The sequence below is a fragment of the Serratia sp. CY37869 genome, assembly GCF_052168895.1.
Classification (GTDB): Bacteria; Pseudomonadota; Gammaproteobacteria; order Enterobacterales; family Enterobacteriaceae; genus Serratia; species Serratia ureilytica.
In genome coordinates this window covers 1-18570 of record NZ_JBJNLU010000004.1, presented here as the reverse complement: position 1 = coordinate 18570, position 18570 = coordinate 1, and the positions used below count along the sequence as shown (strand labels likewise).

Genomic DNA, 18570 nt, shown 5'->3' with positions numbered 1-18570 from the left:
GTCATGCCTGCGGCCCGGGCGGCAGCGCCGCCAGAGCGATATCACCAGCGATGTGCTGTGCAAACTGGGTAAAGACGTGCTGAACGCCGTCGGCGATCAGAGTGGCCTGCTCCCGGCTGTAGTGATCCTGGCGATAGGTCATCATCACCCGCAGGGATTTCTTCCCGGCCAGATCGTCTTCCATCACCTCAAACTGCAGGCCGAGCAGCGATTCGGCTTTCTCCGGCTCCACCTGACGGTAGGCGATCGCACGGCCGTCCTGCAGCCGGAACTCGCCGTTCAGCTTGATGCGGCTGTGGATCTGGATGAACACTTCGAACATGTGGTTTTTGCGGTCGGCATCCACGCCGAACAGCCCTTCTTCCACCAGGTCGATCGGAATGTCGGTGTACGGCAGCGAGCCATTGATGGTGTTTTTCACCTGACTGACCAACCCGGCGACCGTCAGCCCTTCGTCGAAGCGCACGCGGTGCACCACCACGGTGGTGAAGTAGCCGACGGTATCGAAGAACTCGGCGTCGTTACGGCCGGAGGTCGAGGTGCCCACCAGCAGATCCGCCGGGCCGCCCAGCAGGCGCAGCGCCGAGGTAATCCCGGCATACACTACGTTAAACAACGAAGCGTTGTTGCGGCGAGCGAGCTGATACAGGCCTTCCGCCACGGCGGGATCGACCTCGAACTCCAGCCAGCCGCCGTTGACGTCCGCCGGCGCCGGCACCGCCGGATGGGTGGACGGTTCTTGCCGGAAGATCGGCTGGCCGACCGGCGCGCCGCGCAGCGCGTCGAGCCAGTAATCCAGATGTTGCTGCTGCACCCCCGAGGCCCGCTGCTGCCGGGCGAAGGTGTGGAACTGCGGCGGCTGTCCGCTCCACTGCGGCACCTGGCCGACGACGCGATGGCGGTAGGCGACGCCCAGCTCATCCATCATCAGGTTGAGCGACCATTCATCCAATACCACGTGGTGGAACAGCAGCGACAGCAGCTGCTGGCCGTTGTCCGCATCGCGCAGCAGCGTGACGCGCAGCGGCAGCTCGGCGGCCAGATCGAAACGGTGCTGGCCGGCGTCGGCCAACAGGGCGGCGGCGTTGCCCGCCGGCGTTTCCTGAGAGAAGCGGAACCATTGGTAATCTGACAGTTCGGCAGCCGGCACCACCACCTGCACCACCTCGCCCTGCTGCTCGACGAAGCGTGAACGCAGCACGGTATGGCGAGTCATGACGTCGATAAACGCCTGACGCAGCGCCGTTTCATCCACCTCATCGAAGAAACGCAGAGAGAACGGCAGGTTGAAGATCTCGTCATGACCAAAGGCTTCATACACCTTCCACAACGATTCCTGCGCCAACGACAGCGGCGCCTGCGCCCGATCATGATCGTCGGCGGTCGTCGGTGCGGCATTCGGCTGCGCGACGTTCAGGCGTTTGGCGTACCCCGCCAGCCCGCGCGCCGTGGGATGGCTGAACAGATCGTTAATATTGATTTCGATCTGATGCAGGCTCAGCAAGCGGCCGATCACCCGGGTGGCGACCAGCGAATGGCCGCCGCGATCGAAGAAGTCTTCATCCAGGGTCATTTCCGGCGCCGCCAGCGCCTCACGGAACGCCTGCAAAATCAGTGATGCAATGCTTTCGTCCGCGTCGCCGTTCGCCGCCGGCGCGGCCATCGCCGGGGAAACGGCCTCAGCCGCCGGCAATGCGACGGCAATCCGCTGCCCGGCCAGGAACGCGCTGAACTGCTCCAGCAGGAAAGGCGCCGCGTGCGGAGACAGACGCGGATCGGTGACCAGCTCCAGCGTCAACGTTTCCGCCTCGGGCGAGCTCAACAGCAGCGCCAGTTCAAACGGCGTATGCAGCGGCGGCAGCAACAGGCGTTCGGCGTGAACGCCTTCCAACCGCCACTCTGCAGCCAGATCGTCGCGCCAGGCCACCAGCAGCTGCGCCCGCTGCCGATCCGGCTGTTCAGCCACGGTCTGCGCCAGCAGCCGTTGCCCGGCATCGCCGTCGCCGTGACGTACGGTCAGGCGCATCAGCGGCGCTGCCGTCAGGCCCAACTCCAGGCCGACGCTCTCCGCCGTTTCTGCGGCCGGCACGCACAGCTGCACCGCTTGCCCGCCGGCCTGCGTGGCGACGAACTCGGCAAAACGCGCCGCCACCGCCGCCAGCAAGGCCCGCGGCGTGTCGTTGGCGGGCAACAGCGAGCGCGCAATGCGCGTGACCACGCGCGCGCCCACCGGTGGCAACGCTTCAGCACGCTGCGCCGGGCTGCGGTAATCCTGCAGCGAGACCGCCTGGCGCGCCCAGGGCAGCTGTGGCTCCGGGGTTTCCGGCGGCTCGACCGGCTCCGCCGCGAAAGGCAGAGGCATCGCATCTCCGTTATAACGGGCGGACAACATCGCCGGCAGGTGGCGCCACGGCAGCGTTTCCGCCAGGATGTCATGCAATACCGCGCCCAACATCACATCACCGCCCGGCGTGAGCAACAGCAAGAAGCGCAGCGGCGCTTCGCCTTCCAGTTCAAACGGCGCCGCCTGCGCCTGCAGCAGGCAATCCATGGCGTGTTGTTCATCCGCCACCTGACGCAGGCTCACCGGCAACGGCGCCGAATCGGCGGCGCGTTTAATCAGACCGTTTTCGTCATCAAAAACGTAATGCACGTTCACGCCCGGCGTTTCCCGCACCAGCGCCTGCAGCGCCGCCGTCAGTTGGGCGATATCCACCTCTCCCGTCAGGCGCCAGGCTAGCGCCCGCTGCCCGCGTGCGTCACCCTGCTGCAGATGGGCAAACCATGCCCGCTCTTCGGCTTCGCTTACCGGCCGCTCGCCGTTCGCCGCCCCCGCGCCCAGCGCCTGAAACGCGCTCTCCAGCCGCTGGGCCTCTTCATCGCTCAGAATGCTGTCAAAATCACCGATCACTGCGTTATCTCCTTTACCCGGCCGTGCCGGGATAGCGCATAAAACGGGGGACATTCGTCCCCCGTCACCGCGATAGCGTTAGAAAGTCAGCTCAACCGCTGCGCCGACCAGGCGGCCTCGCTGGAGCGTCGCCGTGTAAATGTCATTGCTTCTGACCATCTCGCGGCGGTCGGAATCAAACAGGTTTTTCGCATACAGCGTGGCGCGACCGTAGTCGAAGGTGTAAGCCAGCTGGGCGTTGGCCGTCCAATAGGAGCCGATGCGCCCGCGCGAGTCGTTGTCGTATTGCGAATAGTAGGAGTCGGTAAACGCCACGTTGCTGCTCAGCTCCCACCCTTTCAGGAACTGATATTTGGCGCCCATATTGGCGGTGTAAGCCGGCGCGCGCGCCAGCTCATGCCCTTCCACGCCGCTGCCCGAGAACTTCTTGATGTCGGTTTTCAACAGGCCGAGGTTGCCGAACAGTTCGAAATCCCAGCGCGGCTGCCAGGTAGCGCCGATTTCCGCGCCGTAGGTTTCCACCTTGTCGGCGTTGCGGATCACGCTGGAGTTCTCGCCCAGCGAGTACGGCAGCTGCATATCCTTGTAATCGTTGTAGAAGATGTTACCCGTCAGCACCACATTGGCGTCTTTCAGGTGATGGCGGGTGTACAGCTCGTAGTTCCAGACATACTCGGAACCGTAGGTGTAGCTGACCACCGGCGTGCCGATCGTGATGCCGCCGCCGCCGGCGTTATAGCCGCGTGCGATCTTGGCGCCGTAGGTTTGGGTATCCGTCGGTTTCCAGGCCACGTCCAGCTTCGGCAGGAACACGGTGTAGGTTTCATCGAAATCGATGCGCACCGCCTGGCTGCCGCCGTCTCGGCGACGATGTTCGCGCTCCAGACGGCTGGCGGCGGTCACGTCCACCTGCGGCGTCAGCGCATAGGTCAGCTCGGCGAACGCCGAATGGGTATCGGTCTTATCCTTGAAGGTCGAGCCGCCGAAGATGTTGACGAACTCATCCTGCGTGCCGTGGAAGTAACGCAGCCCCGCCAGCCCGTGCAGGCGGCTGTCCGCGCCGCCGAAGCGCACTACCGGCTCCACGTGAACTTCCTGGCCGTCGATCTCGGCGTATTGGATGTTGTAAGCGGTCGGACGGTTGATGTTGAAGTCGGTGTAGATAACGCGGTTTTCCAACGTCAGTGCGTCGGACTGCTCCCAGGCCAGATCCCAGATGGTGCTGTTCATGTTGCTTTTGAACACGGCGCGGCGCGGATCGTGGCGCGGGTTGGTCGGATGCGGCTGCGGGTTGAGGCTTTCGTTCTGCGGCGCGGTGCTGCCGAAGTGGTTGAAGGTCAGCTTGGTGGTCAGATCGCGCAGGCCGGCCGGGTTGAACAACAGCTTGGCGCGGGCGGTGGTGGCTTCCACTTCGCGCGGATCGCCCACCGGCGCATAGGCCGGCAGATCGGCTTCGCTGCGGCGGCGCTGGCGATCGACGCTGACGCGGAACGCCAGCTGATCTTCCACCAGCGGGCCGGACGCCATGGCCGCCAACTGTGAAGAGTGCTGGTTGCCGGCCCCGCCCTTGAAGGCGCTTTCCCACTCGAAGGTCGGATCCTTACTGGCCATGACGATGGCGCCGGCGATGGCGTTGCGCCCCTGGATGTAGCTTTGCGGGCCGAGGAACACTTCGACGCGATCCAGATCCCACAGCGACTGCGGACCGAACGCCTGTTCGTTATAAGTCAGCGAACGGCCGTCCAATGACAGATTGAGGCGCGGGCGGGTGCCGCTAAGGAAAGCGTTGGCGCCGACGTTCGGGCCGGAACCGTCGATGCCGCGCACGGTCGGCAGTTCGTTGCCGATGCCCAGATCCACCACGTTGGGGGTCATGCGCAGCAGATCGGGGATCTGCACCGCATCGGGCATCGAGGCGATGCGGTTGCTGTCGAACACCTGCACGCTGGAGCCGGTGTCGAAAATGGACCGTTTGATCTTCTCACCGGTGACCAGCAGCGTTTCCGCGTCCTGGTAGGTTTCGTTGCTCTTCGTTTCCGCCGCGTTGACGTTACCGATCGCCAGTGAACAAACCCCTAAAAATACGGAGGAAAATGCCCCAATGGCTTTCAACCCCGCCTTTTCCCCGTTTCCTACGCTTTCATGCCGTTGAGCCGCAAAATGCTTGCCCATAGATGTCTTCTCCTTTCATCCCAGAGGTGCACAAAATTTGATTTTTTTTTACACAACCTACATCGACACTCACACAGATCATGACGCTGCGGCCTTCCCGGCCTTGCTGTTGCTTATCCCTGCGGCAAACCCATGTCTTTCGCGGCCGAACGGGCGCGGCCCCGTCCACGGCCAAGCCGCCGGCGGAGCGGCCGGCAGCTTGTATAAAAACGTAAAATAATGTTAAGAATGATAATATTTTGCATTTTCTAATGCAAATCATTATCAATAAAGGTGTGAGGGCTGACAAGATAACTGCCAGAAGCCCTTATGCTTTCGCAGGAAAAACGAGCGCTGCAATAACAAGCAATCATTTCAATGCTAAGAATAATATAGATAAATTACTCACGCCCAACGCCCTCTCTGCTCAGTATTGCTAAAACGCCTTATAGATAGCACCCATGCGCCAAATGGATCAAATAATAATAATTTTCATTCCTATTAACATTTGGATATATTCTTGCAGTCTCGTTGGCTGAATCAAAATGGATACCCGATGAAAGCGTTAACCACGATGCAGGCCGCCTATTGGGTAGGCCGACAGTCCGCTCCCCCTCTGGGCGGCATGGCCGCCCACCTGTATGCGGAGTTCGACGGCGGCGAGCTGGATGCCGCTCGGCTCCGCCAGGCCGTAGAGATGTTGTACCTGCATCATCCGCTGCTGCGCCTGCGCATTACCGACGATGGCCAACAGACGATCGCGCCCCCCAGTCCCCGGCATACCTTGCATCTCGACGACTGGCGACACGCCGATGAAGCGACGCTGGCGGCCGCGCTCGCCGCCAAACGCCAGGCGAAAAGCACCCAGCTGCTGCCGATGGAACAGGGCGTTCCCTGCGATATCAGCCTGAGCCTGCTGCCGGAAGGGCGCAGCCGCTTGCACGTCGATCTCGACATGATCGCCGGCGATGCCATGAGCTTTCGCCTGCTGATGGAGGATCTGACGGCGTTTTATCACCAGTGTCCGGCGGCGCCCTCCCATGACGCGCCGCCGGCCTACTTCGATCACCTCGAACGACGCAACGCCGACGAGGCGCTGCACCAGCGGCGCGAACGCAGCCAGCGTTGGTGGCGTGCTCGCCTGGCGCAGGTGCCGCCGGCGCCGCGCCTGCTGCGCACGCCGGACCGCTGCCGCAGCGATCGTTTGGCCATCCAGTTGAATGCAGAAGAAAGCCGCGCGTTGGAGAGCGTGGCCAAGCGGCACCACACCTCCCTCTCGACGCTGTTTTTAGCGCTGTTCGCGCTGGCCGTCGGCCAGGGTTGGAACATGACGCGCTTCCGGCTCAACGTGCCGCTGTTCCACCGCGAGAGCGAACGGGAAGACGCGCATCGCCTCGTCGGCGACTTCTCTAATCTGGTATTGCTCGGCGTGGAATTGAACCCGACGGAAAACCTGAACGCCTTCTGCCAACGCCTGATGGCGCAGCTGGCGGAGCTGATCGAGCATGCGGATTATCCCGGCGTCAGCGTGATGCGCGATCTGTCACGCCTGCACGGCAGCCTGCAGCCTTCGCCGGTGGTGTTTACCGCCGGTTTCGGCATCCGCGGCAAGACGCTGTTTTCCGAACGAGTCGCCGACACCTTCGGCCCTCTCGGCTGGGTCATCTCTCAGGGACCGCAGGTCGCGCTGGATGCGCAGGTCGCCCACGTCGACGACGGCATTCTGATCAACTGGGACGTGCGGCTGGACGCGTTTCCCGAGCACGTGTTGCCACGCCTGCTGGCCTGTTACCGGGCGCTGCTGCACCTGGCCGCGCGGCAAGCGGGGGCGTTCGATCGCCCGCTGTCGCAACTGCTGGCGCAGTGTACCCCCGACGCGCTGGCGCAGCAGGCGCCGGTGCGCCAGGTGCTGCACCGGCTGCTGGAGCGGGTGGCTCCCGAGGCCGGCTTGCACGACCACGACGATATCCACCGCTTGGCCCTGCCGGATGCTGGGGTGAACGCGCTGCTAACGGTGCTCAACAGGTATCTGGCGGCGGCGCTGACGGTGCAGGATCTGGCGGCGCATCCCTCTCCGGCGGCGCTGGCGGCATTGATCTGCCAACGCTCGCCCGAGGCAGGACGGCATGCGAAAACGCTGCTCGCCGCGCTGGCGCCGCAGCACTGAGATCGGTTTCCGGGCGCGCGACGTCCGGCACGTTTTAATCGGTTAGCGACTATAGGGAAGCACCATGGAGACACCATTAACCGCACTGCAGCAGGCCTATCTTCTCGGCCGCAGCGATCGATGGCCGCTCGGCGGCGTGGCGATGCACGACTTCCGCGAATACCGCGCCCGGCAGCGGGATGTGCTGCGCCTTGAAGCGCGCCTGGCCGAGCTGGTACAGCACTACCCGGCGTTGCGCACCTGCATCGATGTGCTGCGCGGCACGCAGCACGTGCGCCCGGAAATCACGCTGCATCTGGATCGCCACGACCTGCGCTCGCTGGATGACGAAGCGGCGCAGCGCCAGACGGAACAACTGCGCGAGCGTTACTCCCACCAGCGCCACGATCCGAGCCAACCGCTGTGGCGCATCGCCGTGATCCAACTTGCCGAACAGCAGGATCCGACGGGATCGCCGTACGATACGCTGATCTTTACCAGCTTTGATGCCTTGATCCTCGACGGCCAGGGGATCTCCGCCGTGATCGCGCGCCTGTTCGACGATCGCCCTCTGACGCCGACCGCCGCCGCGCTGCCGCCCCCTGCGGCATCGGCGGCGCAACGCCAGGCCGATGCCGCCTATTGGCGCGAGAAGCTGCAGGATGTCACCACCCCGTCTGCGTTGCCGTGGCGCGCCCCGCTCGCCAATCTCACCGCATCACGCTATCGCCGCGCCACCCTGACGCTGCCGCACGACACGGTCAAACAACTGGGCCGCCTGGGATCGCCGCATGCGCTGCTGCGCAACAGCCTGCTCTCGGCGCTGATCCTCGATACGCTGGCCCACTGGACCACCGACGGGGAGCTGTGCGTCGGGGTGCCGGTGGCGTTCCCCGCCGCCGACGGCGCGCTGGGCAACGCCTCCAGCTTCGTGGCGGTGCGCTATTCGCGCTATGGCGAAGACTTTATCCAGCGCGCGCAAGCCTTGCAGGACGATGTGCTCGGCGCGCTCGATCACCTGGCGTTTTCCGGCGTCGATCTGGCGCGGCAGTTGCTCGGCCAAAGCCAGGGCGGCCCGGCGCTGCCGGTGATCCTGACCAACTGTTTAGGTTGGGAAACGCTGCCGGCCGAGGCGCCGGTGCGCTTCCACGATGGCCTGACCCAAACGCCGCAGGTCGCCATTGATATCCGTCTGACGCTGGACAGCGAAAAAAACCTGCAGCTGTGCGTGGATTACGCCGAGCAGGCGCTGCACGGCGAGCAGGTAGCGGCCATGCTGGCGGCCTTGCAGCGGCGCATCCTGCACAGTTGCCAACGCGCCGATCTGGCGATCGCCCCGCGAGATTTCATCGATCTGGCGCATTACCGCCACAACGACAGCGAAGCGAATTATGCGCCTTATCCTTATCTGGCGCAGCTGGCCGAGCGGCTGTTCGGCGCGCATAACGGCGGCAACGCGCTTATCTGTGGCGAGCAGACGCTGACCTATCGCGAGCTGGGCCAGCGGATCGCCACGGCGATCGCCAACCTGCAAAGCCGCGGCGTACAGCCGGGCAACGTGGTGGCGCTGTATTTGCCGCGCAGCCCGGAACAGATCATCTTCAGCCTCGCCTGCGCCCTGCAGGGGGTGATCTGGGTGCCTATCGACATCAACTCGCCGCCGGAGCGCACCGCCTACCTGCTGGAGAACTGCCGGCCGACGCTGGTGGTGCACGGCGGCGATCTGGAGACGCCGATCGGCGTGACGCCGGCTACCCTGCTGACGCCGACAGATCGCGCGCCCGCGCTGCCGGATGAACAGGCGTTGGCGGAACGCAGCGCCAGCCAGGCCGCGAGCTATTACCTGTATACCTCCGGCACCACCGGTAAACCCAAGTGCGTGGTGCTCAACAACCGCGCCACCGCCAACGTCGTGCACCAAACCCAACAGCGCTGGAGAGTCACCGCCGACGACGTCTTTATTTCCGTGACGCCGCCGCACCATGACATGTCGATGTTCGATCTGTTCGGTTCGCTGTGCGCCGGCGCCACGCTGGTACTGCCGGCGCCGCATCAGGAAAAAGACGCCATCAGTTGGAACCAACTGGTGGAAAAACATCGGGTCAGCCTGTGGTGCTCGGTGCCCGCCATTCTGGAGATGCTGCTCACCTGTAAAACGGCCGACAGCCTGCGCTCGCTGCGCTTGGTGGCGCAGGGTGGCGACTACATCAAGCCAGCGACGGTGCAAACCCTGCGCACTCTGCGCCCGGATCTCACTCTGTTCTCACTCGGCGGGCCGACCGAAACCACCATCTGGAGCATCTGGCACCCGATCGCCCCGCAGGAGAGCGGCACCGTGCCTTACGGCCGCCCGCTGCCGGCCAACCGCTATTTCATCTGCCATGACGACGGCAGCCACTGCCCGGCCGGCGTGGTCGGCCGCATCCATACCGCCGGGGTCAACCTGGCGTTGGGCTACCTGGAGCAGGGGGAGCTGAAGCAGCACGACTTCGTCACCCTCGCAGGGCCGGACGGGCAGCCGCTGCGCGCTTTCCGTACCGGCGATCAGGGCTATTACCGTCCGGACGGCAACATCATGTTCGCCACCCGGGTGAACGGCTATGTGAAGATCCGCGGCGTGCGCGTCTCGCTGCCGGAAATCGAAGACGTGCTGCGCCGCCATCCGGCGATCCGGGATATGGTGGTGGTGGATTATCCCAGCGGAGAGAACAACGAGGCGGCGCTCGGCGCCCTGTATCTGACCCGCGACGGCAAGCCGCTGCCGCTGTCCGAGATCCGCGCCTTCGCCACCGGCTATCTGCCCTGTACCCATATTCCCACTCGCTTTATCCACGCCGAGGCGCTGCCGCTGTCTGCCAACGGCAAAACCGACCGCCATCGCATCCGCGCCGACCTGAGCCAGCGGCAAACCGCGCCGGCGCTGAACGCCTGCGCAGCCCCGCCGCCGAACGCGCCTTTGGCGCGCAGCGCAGAGATCCTGACCATCTATTGGCAGGCGATCGGCGTGACGCCGCGCCCGGAATGGGGAGAAGAGACGGCGTTTATCGCCATGGGGCTGAAGCTGCCGCATATCAAACAGGTGGCGGAGCGCCTCAATGACGCTTTCGGCACCCGGCTGGTGAGCAGTGCGCTCTTGCCGTGCAAGAATGCGCGCGAAGTGGCGGCGTTACTGACCAGCTGAAGCCACATCACTCGGGCGGGGATATCCCCCGCCCGCAGGTTATCAGGCGGGCAATGCCGTCAGGGCCGCGAGCGGTTGCTCCCAGGCTTCTCGCTGCAGCGCGCGCAGCAGAAATTCTTGCAGCACCTCGCCATAGTCCAGCGCATCCTCCGTCGGGAACTGTTCCAGATAAATATCGATATCCACCTGCAGATCGCGGGCGTCGGTGCGGCCGCGATACGTCAGGTTGAAACCGTCGCCCGAGCCGCCGGCCAAAACGCGCCGGGCGCCGCGACAGCCGACAAAACGGGGCGCGTCGAAGGGTTGCACGTTGATGAAGGGAGAAATAAAGAAGCGCGAGTTCGGATCCACGCCGCGATCGGCGGCCAGTTGGCGCAGACGATAGCCGGCGTGGCTGCGCAGCTCGCGCAGCTGCTGCGTCAGGGTGGTCAGAAAGCTCCCCAGCGTCTCCATTGGCGCCGGCGATACCAGCAGCGGCAGGGTATTAACCGCCAACGAAGGGACGTTGGTGGCGGCTTGCCCGCGGCGATTCATCGCCGGCATCCACATCGGCAACGCATCGCCCTGCCGGGCGTGGCGCGGCATGACCTGAAACAGCCAGGCCGCCGACAGCGCCACCAGCAAGTCGGGCCAATTGATGCCACTGCGTTCCGACTGCTGCGCCAGACGTTGCGCGACTTCTGTCGGCAACCGACGGTTGACGCTCAGGCGTCGTACGCCATACTCCCCGCCGCCCTTACGCACCGTCGGCAGCGCCTGCGACGGCGGCAGATAGGCCTGCCAAAAGCGCCGATCGCGCTCGCAGCGTTCAGAATCGACGTAGGCCAACTCGGCCTGTTGAAAGGGGGCGAAGGCGCCCAAAGGGATGCCCGCGCTCCCCTGGCCGAGGTAGTGCGCATATAGCGCGGCGCAGCGGTGTTCGATTAGCGCCATGCCGAAACCGTCGACCAGAATATGGTGCGCACGCACGTACCAGAGGTAACGCTCCGGTCCCAGCTTCAGCAGCCAGGCGGCGGCTAACGGTTCGCGGTGCAGCGCCCGGTGCTGCGCGATATCCTCGTGCATCAGGTTTTGCGCCGCCTGCCAGGGATCGCGATGCGTTTGCAGATCGATACGTTGCAATGACGGTATGCGCTGTGGCTCGTGCCGTAGCGACGGAGGATAGTCGCCACGCCGTTCGCCAAAGCGCAGGGCAAACGCCTGCGTCTCGGCGAGGGTGGTGGCGATCGCCCGGCAGAGCGCCGCTTCCTCTATTGCGCCGCACAGTTCGGTGCAATGGGCGACGGTGGATAAGGTCTGCCCAGGGTGCAAGGTGTATTCTTCCCAGAAATCAAGCTGCGCTGGCGCCAGCGGCAACCATTCAGAGGCCAAAGCGGTGTCCGACATGTTACCTACCTTTGATAAGCCTGAATAAAAGCGCCGAACGGGCGATACCCCGCCGTTCAACGGCTTTTGTGTGTCTCCATACATCATCAAATGAAAATGATAATAACATCTATTATCATTTCCAATAATTTGGTAACACTTTAGATTCTGTTAAGCGGGGATGCAAGCGACGCAGCGGGGGCAGAGAAAAGAAAGTGGCAGGCTGAAAGGGCATAAAAACAAAACGCCCCGGGCACGGATGCCCGGGGCGGTTTTCATATCCCGCTAGCCGGTGATTAGCCTTGATTGGCCGGCTTCACCTTCTGCGCCAGGAACTCCGTTTCGTAGGCCAGCGCCTTCTTGCGATCGAACTGGTGCTCCCACTTGGCGATAACCAGTACCGCCAGCGCGTTGCCCACGACGTTCAGCGCGGTGCGCGCCATATCCAGGATACGGTCCACGCCGGCGATAAACGCCAGGCCTTCCAGCGGAATGCCGACGCTGCCCAACGTCGCCAGCAGCACCACGAACGAGACACCCGGCACGCCGGCGATCCCTTTCGAGGTCACCATCAGCGTCAGCACCAGCACGATCTCCTGCCCCAACGATAGCTCAATGCCGTACAGCTGGGCGATAAAGATGGCGGCGATGCTCTGGTACAGCGTCGAACCATCCAAATTAAAGGAGTAACCGGTCGGCACCACGAAACTGGTGATCGACTTGGGCGCGCCGTAAGCCTCCATCTTTTCGATGATGCGCGGCAGCACCGTTTCCGAACTGGCGGTGGAATAAGCCAGGATCAGTTCGTCTTTCAGGATGCGGATCAGCGTCCAGATGCGCAGGTTGCACAGCCGAGCGACCGCCCCCAGCACCACCAGGGCGAAGAACGCGATGGCGAAGTACACCAGCACCACCAGCTTGGCCAACGGCAGCAGCGAAGCGAAACCGAAGTTCGCCACCGTGACCGAAATCAGACCAAACACCCCGATCGGCGCATAACGCATGATCATGTGGGTGACTTTGAACATGCTCTCGGACACTGCCTTGAAGACCTTCAGCAGCGGCTCTTTGGTCTCTTTCGGCAACGACGACAGCCCCAGACCAAACAGCACCGAGAAGAAGATAATCGGCAGCATGTCGCCCTTGGCCATCGACGAGAAGACGTTCGACGGGATCAGCGACAGAATGGTCGCCACCAGGCTGTGCGAACCGCTTTGCACCTGTTCGGTGGTTTTCTCATACTGCGAAATGTCCACCGTGGTCAGCGTCGACATATCGATGCCGTGGCCCGGTTGGAAGACGTTGGCCAAGGTGAGCCCCACCACGATGGCGATCGTGGTGATCACTTCGAAGTAAATAATGGTTTTCAATCCGATGCGGCCCAGCTTTTTCGCATCCCCCACGCCGGCAATACCGACGATCAGCGTGGAAATAACGATCGGCACCACAATCATCTTAATCAGACGAATAAAGATATCACCCGCCGGGCTGAGAATATTGCTCACCAGCCACTCACGAGATTCTGTCTGGTTGTGCAATACCGCGCCAACAATAATACCCAGCACCAACGCGATCAGGATTTGCCAAGCCAGGCTAATTTTTACACTTTTCATACCCAAAAAGTCCTCAAAGACTCTTTGCGCCGTACAAAGTCGCAACACGGCGAAAAGAATACTTAATCATTTATTACAGGCTTATGTTAATTCAGTGGAAGCGTTCACCTGCCCTGGGTGCGACGCAGTATAAATCTGTATCATCCGGGCGGCATGCTCTGCAAGCCTTGATTTGTCAGGGTTGAGCGCTGAATCGAATCACAAAAAATTCGCGCAACTATTTCAAATGGCATAATTGCTTGTTATTAAAAACATAATTTTTCATATAATGAAGCACATAACCGCGCCGGCGACGTTTTTTTGAACGCGATTAAAATGCGTTATTTTTCGTCCATTCTGCATATTTAGTCCGCATCAAATGTTTATATTTTGTTACTCAAAAGTCAAATAAATGGGAATTGGCCGAGTGACATTTTCACCCATAAATGCAGCGCCGTTTTATATTCCGATTAAAAATCGAACAATTCAGCAGGATGAATGCCACACGGTATTTCCCGAGTTTTCATCAGGAATTAAACGTTAATAGAACGTTATTTCACGATGTGCCGTCCATCGTTATATCGCGTTAATACCAACTTCGAATATTAATAGCGAAAAATAATCAAAAAAGATTTATAGCGCGAAATAATGTCGGTCTCTCCCACCCTTATTAAGCGCAAGGCAAATACCCTCGCCTTTGTTTATTCTTTTTTGTTCTTTAGATAAGTGTTTTTGGCTAAAAAAGCGGGTTTATGATGATTTAAACGCCAAATAGATAGATACGTACTGCAAATGCGACAGAACTATTACAAATCAATATCTTTGTTGCGTGATCTGCCGCGCAAAAAAGAAACAAAGAATCGTAGCAAACTATACTTAACCTTCAGTTGACATATCATTAACAACTTCAAGGAGAAAAGCTATGAGCCAACTGCATAAACACGCTATTCCTTCTGCAATTGCAGAACGCGCCCTGATTAATCCGGCACAATACCAACAGTATTATCAACAGTCGGTTCAAGACCCAGAAGCTTTCTGGGGTGAGCATGGCAAAATCCTGGACTGGATCAAACCCTATACCAAAGTCAAAAACACCTCGTTCGATCCGGGCCACGTCAGCATCCGTTGGTTTGAAGACGGCACGTTGAACCTGGCGGCCAACTGCCTAGACCGTCATTTGGCCGAGCGCGGCGACCAGACCGCCATTATCTGGGAAGGCGATGACCCGACCCAATCCAAGAAAGTGACCTACAAACAGCTGCACCATGATGTCTGCCAATTCGCCAACGTGCTGAAAAAGCTCGGCGTGAAAAAAGGCGACGTGGTGGCTATCTATATGCCGATGGTGCCGGAAGCGGCGGTCGCGATGCTGGCCTGCGCCCGCATCGGCGCCGTACATTCGGTGATCTTCGGCGGCTTCTCACCGGAAGCGGTCGCCGGGCGCATTATCGACTCCAACGCCAAACTGGTGATCACCGCCGATGAAGGCCTGCGCGCCGGCCGCGCCGTGCCGCTGAAAAAGAACGTCGACGATGCGCTGAAAAACCCCGGCGTGGTCAGCGTGGCCAACGTCGTGGTGTTCCAGCGCACCGGCAAACCGGGTTACTGGCAGGAAGGGCGCGATCTGTGGTGGCATGAGCTGACCCAGGGCGTTTCCGCCGATTGCCCGCCGGAAGAAATGAACGCGGAAGATCCGCTGTTTATCCTGTACACCTCCGGCTCGACCGGCAAGCCAAAAGGCGTGCTGCACACCACTGGCGGCTACCTGGTGTACGCCGCGATGACCTTTAAGTATGTGTTCGACTATCACGACGGCGACATTTACTGGTGCACCGCCGACGTCGGCTGGGTCACCGGTCACAGCTATCTGCTGTACGGCCCGCTGGCCTGCGGCGCCACCACGCTGATGTTCGAAGGCGTACCTAACTATCCGGGCGTCAATCGTCTGTCTCAGGTGATCGACAAACACCAGGTCAACATTCTGTATACCGCGCCGACCGCCATTCGTGCCCTGATGGCCGAAGGCGACAAGGCGATCGAAGGCACCCGACGCGATTCGCTGCGCATCATGGGCTCGGTCGGCGAACCGATCAACCCGGAAGCCTGGGAGTGGTACTACAACAAGATAGGCAACGCCAAATGCCCGATCGTCGACACCTGGTGGCAAACTGAAACCGGCGGCTTCATGATTACCCCGCTGCCGGGCGCCACCGAGCTGAAGGCCGGTTCCGCCACGCGGCCTTTCTTCGGCGTACAGCCGGCGCTGGTTGATAATGTCGGCACGCCGCAGGAAGGCGCCTGCGAAGGCAACCTGGTGATCGTCGATTCCTGGCCGGGCCAGGCGCGCACCCTGTTCGGCGATCATGACCGCTTCGAGCAAACCTACTTCTCGACCTTCAAAGGCATGTATTTCAGCGGCGACGGCGCCCGCCGCGACGAGGACGGTTACTACTGGATCACCGGCCGCGTCGATGACGTGCTGAACGTCTCCGGCCACCGTTTGGGCACCGCCGAGATCGAGTCCGCGCTGGTATCTCACCCGAAAATCGCCGAAGCGGCGGTGGTCGGCATTCCTCATAACATCAAAGGCCAGGCGATCTACGCCTATATCACGCTGAACCACGGCGAAGAACCGACGCCGGAGCTCTATGCCGAAGTGCGCAACTGGGTGCGCAAAGAGATAGGGCCGATCGCCACGCCGGACGTGCTGCACTGGACAGACTCGCTGCCCAAAACGCGCTCCGGCAAGATCATGCGGCGTATCCTGCGCAAAATTGCCGCCGGCGACACCAGCAACCTGGGGGATACCTCCACGCTGGCGGATCCGGCTGTAGTCGACAAGCTGTTGGAAGAAAAACAATCAATGAAAGTGCCGTCATAATTTACGCCGCTTCAGGCCGCTCATTCGGATAACGCGCCGTTGAGCGGCCCTGGCGCGGCGTACTCTATCAATACCTACTGGAGACACTCTGATGAATGACACCATTTATCAAGGGATTGAAGAAAACCCGCGCTTTAAAGAGCTGGTGAGAAAACGCGGCCGGTTCGCCTGGCTGCTTTCGCTGATTACGCTGGCGCTGTACGTCGGCTTTATCTTGTTGATCGCCTTCGATCCCCAATGGCTCGGCACGCCGATCGCCGCCGGATCGACCATTACCCGCGGGATCCCGGTCGGCGTCGGGCTGATCGTGATCTCTTTCGTCTTGACCGGGATCTATGTCTTCCGCGCCAACGGCGAATTCGATCGCCTCACCGCAGAGATTCTGCGCGAGGTGAAACAATGAAGCGCTTATTGTCCGCCGCCGCGCTGCTGTTGCTGCCGGGCCTGGCCTGCGCCGACGCCATTGGCGGCGAGGTGCATCGTCAGCCGCTGAACATCCAGGCGATCGTGATGTTTATCCTGTTTGTCGGCGCCACGCTCTACATCACCTATTGGGCCTCCAAACGCACCCGTTCCCGTCAGGACTACTACACCGCGGGCGGGCGCATCACCGGTCTGCAAAACGGGCTGGCGATCGCCGGCGACTTCATGTCCGCCGCCTCGTTCCTCGGCATCTCCGCACTGGTCTATACCTCGGGCTATGACGGCCTGATCTACTCCATCGGCTTCCTCATCGGCTGGCCGATCATTCTGTTCCTGATCGCGGAACGCCTGCGCAATCTCGGCCGCTATACCTTCGCCGATGTCGCCTCTTACCGTCTGCAGCAGAAACCGATCCGCACCCTCTCGGCCTGCGGCTCGTTGGTGGTGGTGGCGTTGTATCTGATCGCGCAGATGGTCGGCGCCGGCAAGCTGATCCAGCTGCTGTTCGGGCTCAACTACCATGTGGCGGTGATCCTGGTCGGTATCCTGATGGTGCTGTACGTGCTGTTCGGCGGCATGCTGGCCACCACCTGGGTGCAGATCATCAAAGCGGTGCTGCTGCTGGCCGGCGCCAGCTTTATGGCGCTGATGGTGATGAAGTCGGTTAACTTCGACTTCAATACCCTGTTCGCCGAAGCGGTGAAGGTGCATCCGAAAGGCATCGCCATCATGAGCCCCGGCGGGCTGGTGTCCGATCCGATTTCCGCGCTGTCGCTTGGCCTGGCGCTGATGTTCGGCACCGCCGGTCTGCCGCACATCTTGATGCGTTTCTTCACCGTGAGTGACGCCAAGGAAGCGCGCAAGAGCGTGTTCTACGCCACCGGCTTTATCGGTTACTTCTATATTCTGACCTTTATCATCGGCTTCGGCGCCATCCTGCTGGTCAGCGCCAATCCGGCGTTCAAAGATGCCACCGGCGCGTTGCTGGGCGGCACCAACATGGCGGCAGTGCATCTGGCCAATGCCGTTGGCGGCAACTTCTTCCTCGGCTTTATCTCGGCGGTGGCGTTCGCCACCATTCTGGCGGTGGTGGCGGGCCTGACGCTGGCCGGCGCCTCGGCCGTGTCCCACGATCTGTACGCCAGCGTGATTAAAAACGGCAAGGCGACCGAGCGCGATGAGCTGAAGGTCTCCAAGATCACCGTCGTGGTATTAGGCCTGGTCGCCATTGCCCTGGGGATTTTGTTCGAGAAGCAGAATATCGCCTTTATGGTCGGGCTGGCGTTCTCCATCGCCGCCAGCTGTAACTTCCCTATCATCATCCTGTCGATGTACTGGTCGCGTTTGACGACCCGCGGCGCGATGATTGGCGGCTGGTTAGGCCTGCTGACAGCGGTGATTCTGATGATCCTCGGCCCGACGATCTGGGTGCAGATCCTCGGCCATGAGAAACCGATTTACCCGTACGAATACCCGGCGCTGTTCTCGATGATCGTGGCCTTTGTCGGCACCTGGCTGTTCTCGATCACCGACAGCTCGCTGGCCGGGCAGCAAGAGCGGGAACGCTTCCGGGCGCAGTTTGTTCGTTCGCAAACCGGGCTGGGCATTTCTCAGGGCAGCTCGCATTGACCGAATAATAAGTGAAAAAAGCAAACACACCCTAACCAAAGGCCCTTCGGGGCCTTTTCTCTGGCTCGCTGACGGAGAATAAGGAGGGGAAAGCAGCGCAGCGTAGCTGCGCTTTTTTACGTTTTACGCACAGCAAAAAGCCCTGAACGTCAGTTCAGGGCTTTCGGCTTTGTTTGATGCCTGGCAGTGTCCTACTCTCGCATGGGGAGACCCCACACTACCATCGGCGCTACGGCGTTTCACTTCTGAGTTCGGCATGGGGTCAGGTGGGACCACCGCGCTATTGCCGCC

General features: G+C 61.3%; 9 protein-coding genes and 1 rRNA gene. 5 read left to right on the top strand and 5 right to left on the bottom strand.

The window, feature by feature from the left end:
• Position 1 precedes the first annotated feature (1 nt).
• Positions 2-2911, bottom strand: a complete 2910-nt coding sequence (locus ACJ8J1_RS18765) for a condensation domain-containing protein (RefSeq protein ID WP_033641582.1) — start codon at positions 2909-2911, stop codon at positions 2-4.
• Between the two features lie 78 nt (positions 2912-2989).
• Positions 2990-5083: a TonB-dependent receptor gene (locus tag ACJ8J1_RS18760; RefSeq protein ID WP_033641581.1), complete on the bottom strand. Its 2094-nt coding sequence runs from the start codon at positions 5081-5083 to the stop codon at positions 2990-2992.
• 535 nt (positions 5084-5618) lie between these two features.
• Between ACJ8J1_RS18760 and ACJ8J1_RS18755 the strand changes: the two genes are divergently transcribed.
• Both ACJ8J1_RS18755 and ACJ8J1_RS18750 read left to right on the top strand, forming a co-directional pair.
• The gene (locus ACJ8J1_RS18755; protein ID WP_033641580.1) at positions 5619-7229 is read left to right on the top strand and encodes a condensation domain-containing protein; all 1611 of its coding nucleotides are present in this window, start codon (positions 5619-5621) and stop codon (positions 7227-7229) included.
• Between the two features lie 64 nt (positions 7230-7293).
• Positions 7294-10389, top strand: a complete 3096-nt coding sequence (locus ACJ8J1_RS18750; protein WP_033641578.1) for an amino acid adenylation domain-containing protein — start codon at positions 7294-7296, stop codon at positions 10387-10389.
• 42 nt (positions 10390-10431) lie between these two features.
• Here ACJ8J1_RS18750 and ACJ8J1_RS18745 read toward each other — a convergent pair whose 3' ends face one another.
• On the bottom strand, positions 10432-11775 hold the full coding sequence (locus tag ACJ8J1_RS18745) for a condensation domain-containing protein (RefSeq protein WP_033641577.1): 1344 nt from the start codon (positions 11773-11775) through the stop codon (positions 10432-10434).
• 275 nt (positions 11776-12050) lie between these two features.
• Entirely contained in the window at positions 12051-13367 is a 1317-nt protein-coding gene (gene gltP / locus ACJ8J1_RS18740) for a glutamate/aspartate:proton symporter GltP (protein WP_033641576.1), read from the bottom strand.
• 901 nt (positions 13368-14268) lie between these two features.
• Between gltP and acs the strand changes: the two genes are divergently transcribed.
• The 3 genes from acs (at position 14269) to actP (ending at position 18279) form a co-directional block, all read left to right on the top strand.
• Positions 14269-16227: an acetate--CoA ligase gene (acs, locus tag ACJ8J1_RS18735; RefSeq protein ID WP_033641574.1), complete on the top strand. Its 1959-nt coding sequence runs from the start codon at positions 14269-14271 to the stop codon at positions 16225-16227.
• Positions 16228-16318: 91 nt separating this feature from the next.
• Positions 16319-16630 (top strand): DUF485 domain-containing protein, encoded by a 312-nt coding sequence (locus ACJ8J1_RS18730; protein WP_004930047.1) that lies wholly within the window; start codon positions 16319-16321, stop codon positions 16628-16630.
• Positions 16627-18279, top strand: coding sequence for a cation/acetate symporter ActP (gene actP / locus ACJ8J1_RS18725; RefSeq protein WP_004930048.1), 1653 nt, complete (start codon positions 16627-16629; stop codon positions 18277-18279). The genes ACJ8J1_RS18730 and actP overlap by 4 nt, the downstream gene beginning before the upstream one ends.
• Positions 18280-18457: 178 nt before the next feature.
• Here actP and rrf read toward each other — a convergent pair.
• A 5S ribosomal RNA gene (rrf, locus tag ACJ8J1_RS18720) occupies positions 18458-18570 on the bottom strand; the annotation flags it as partial.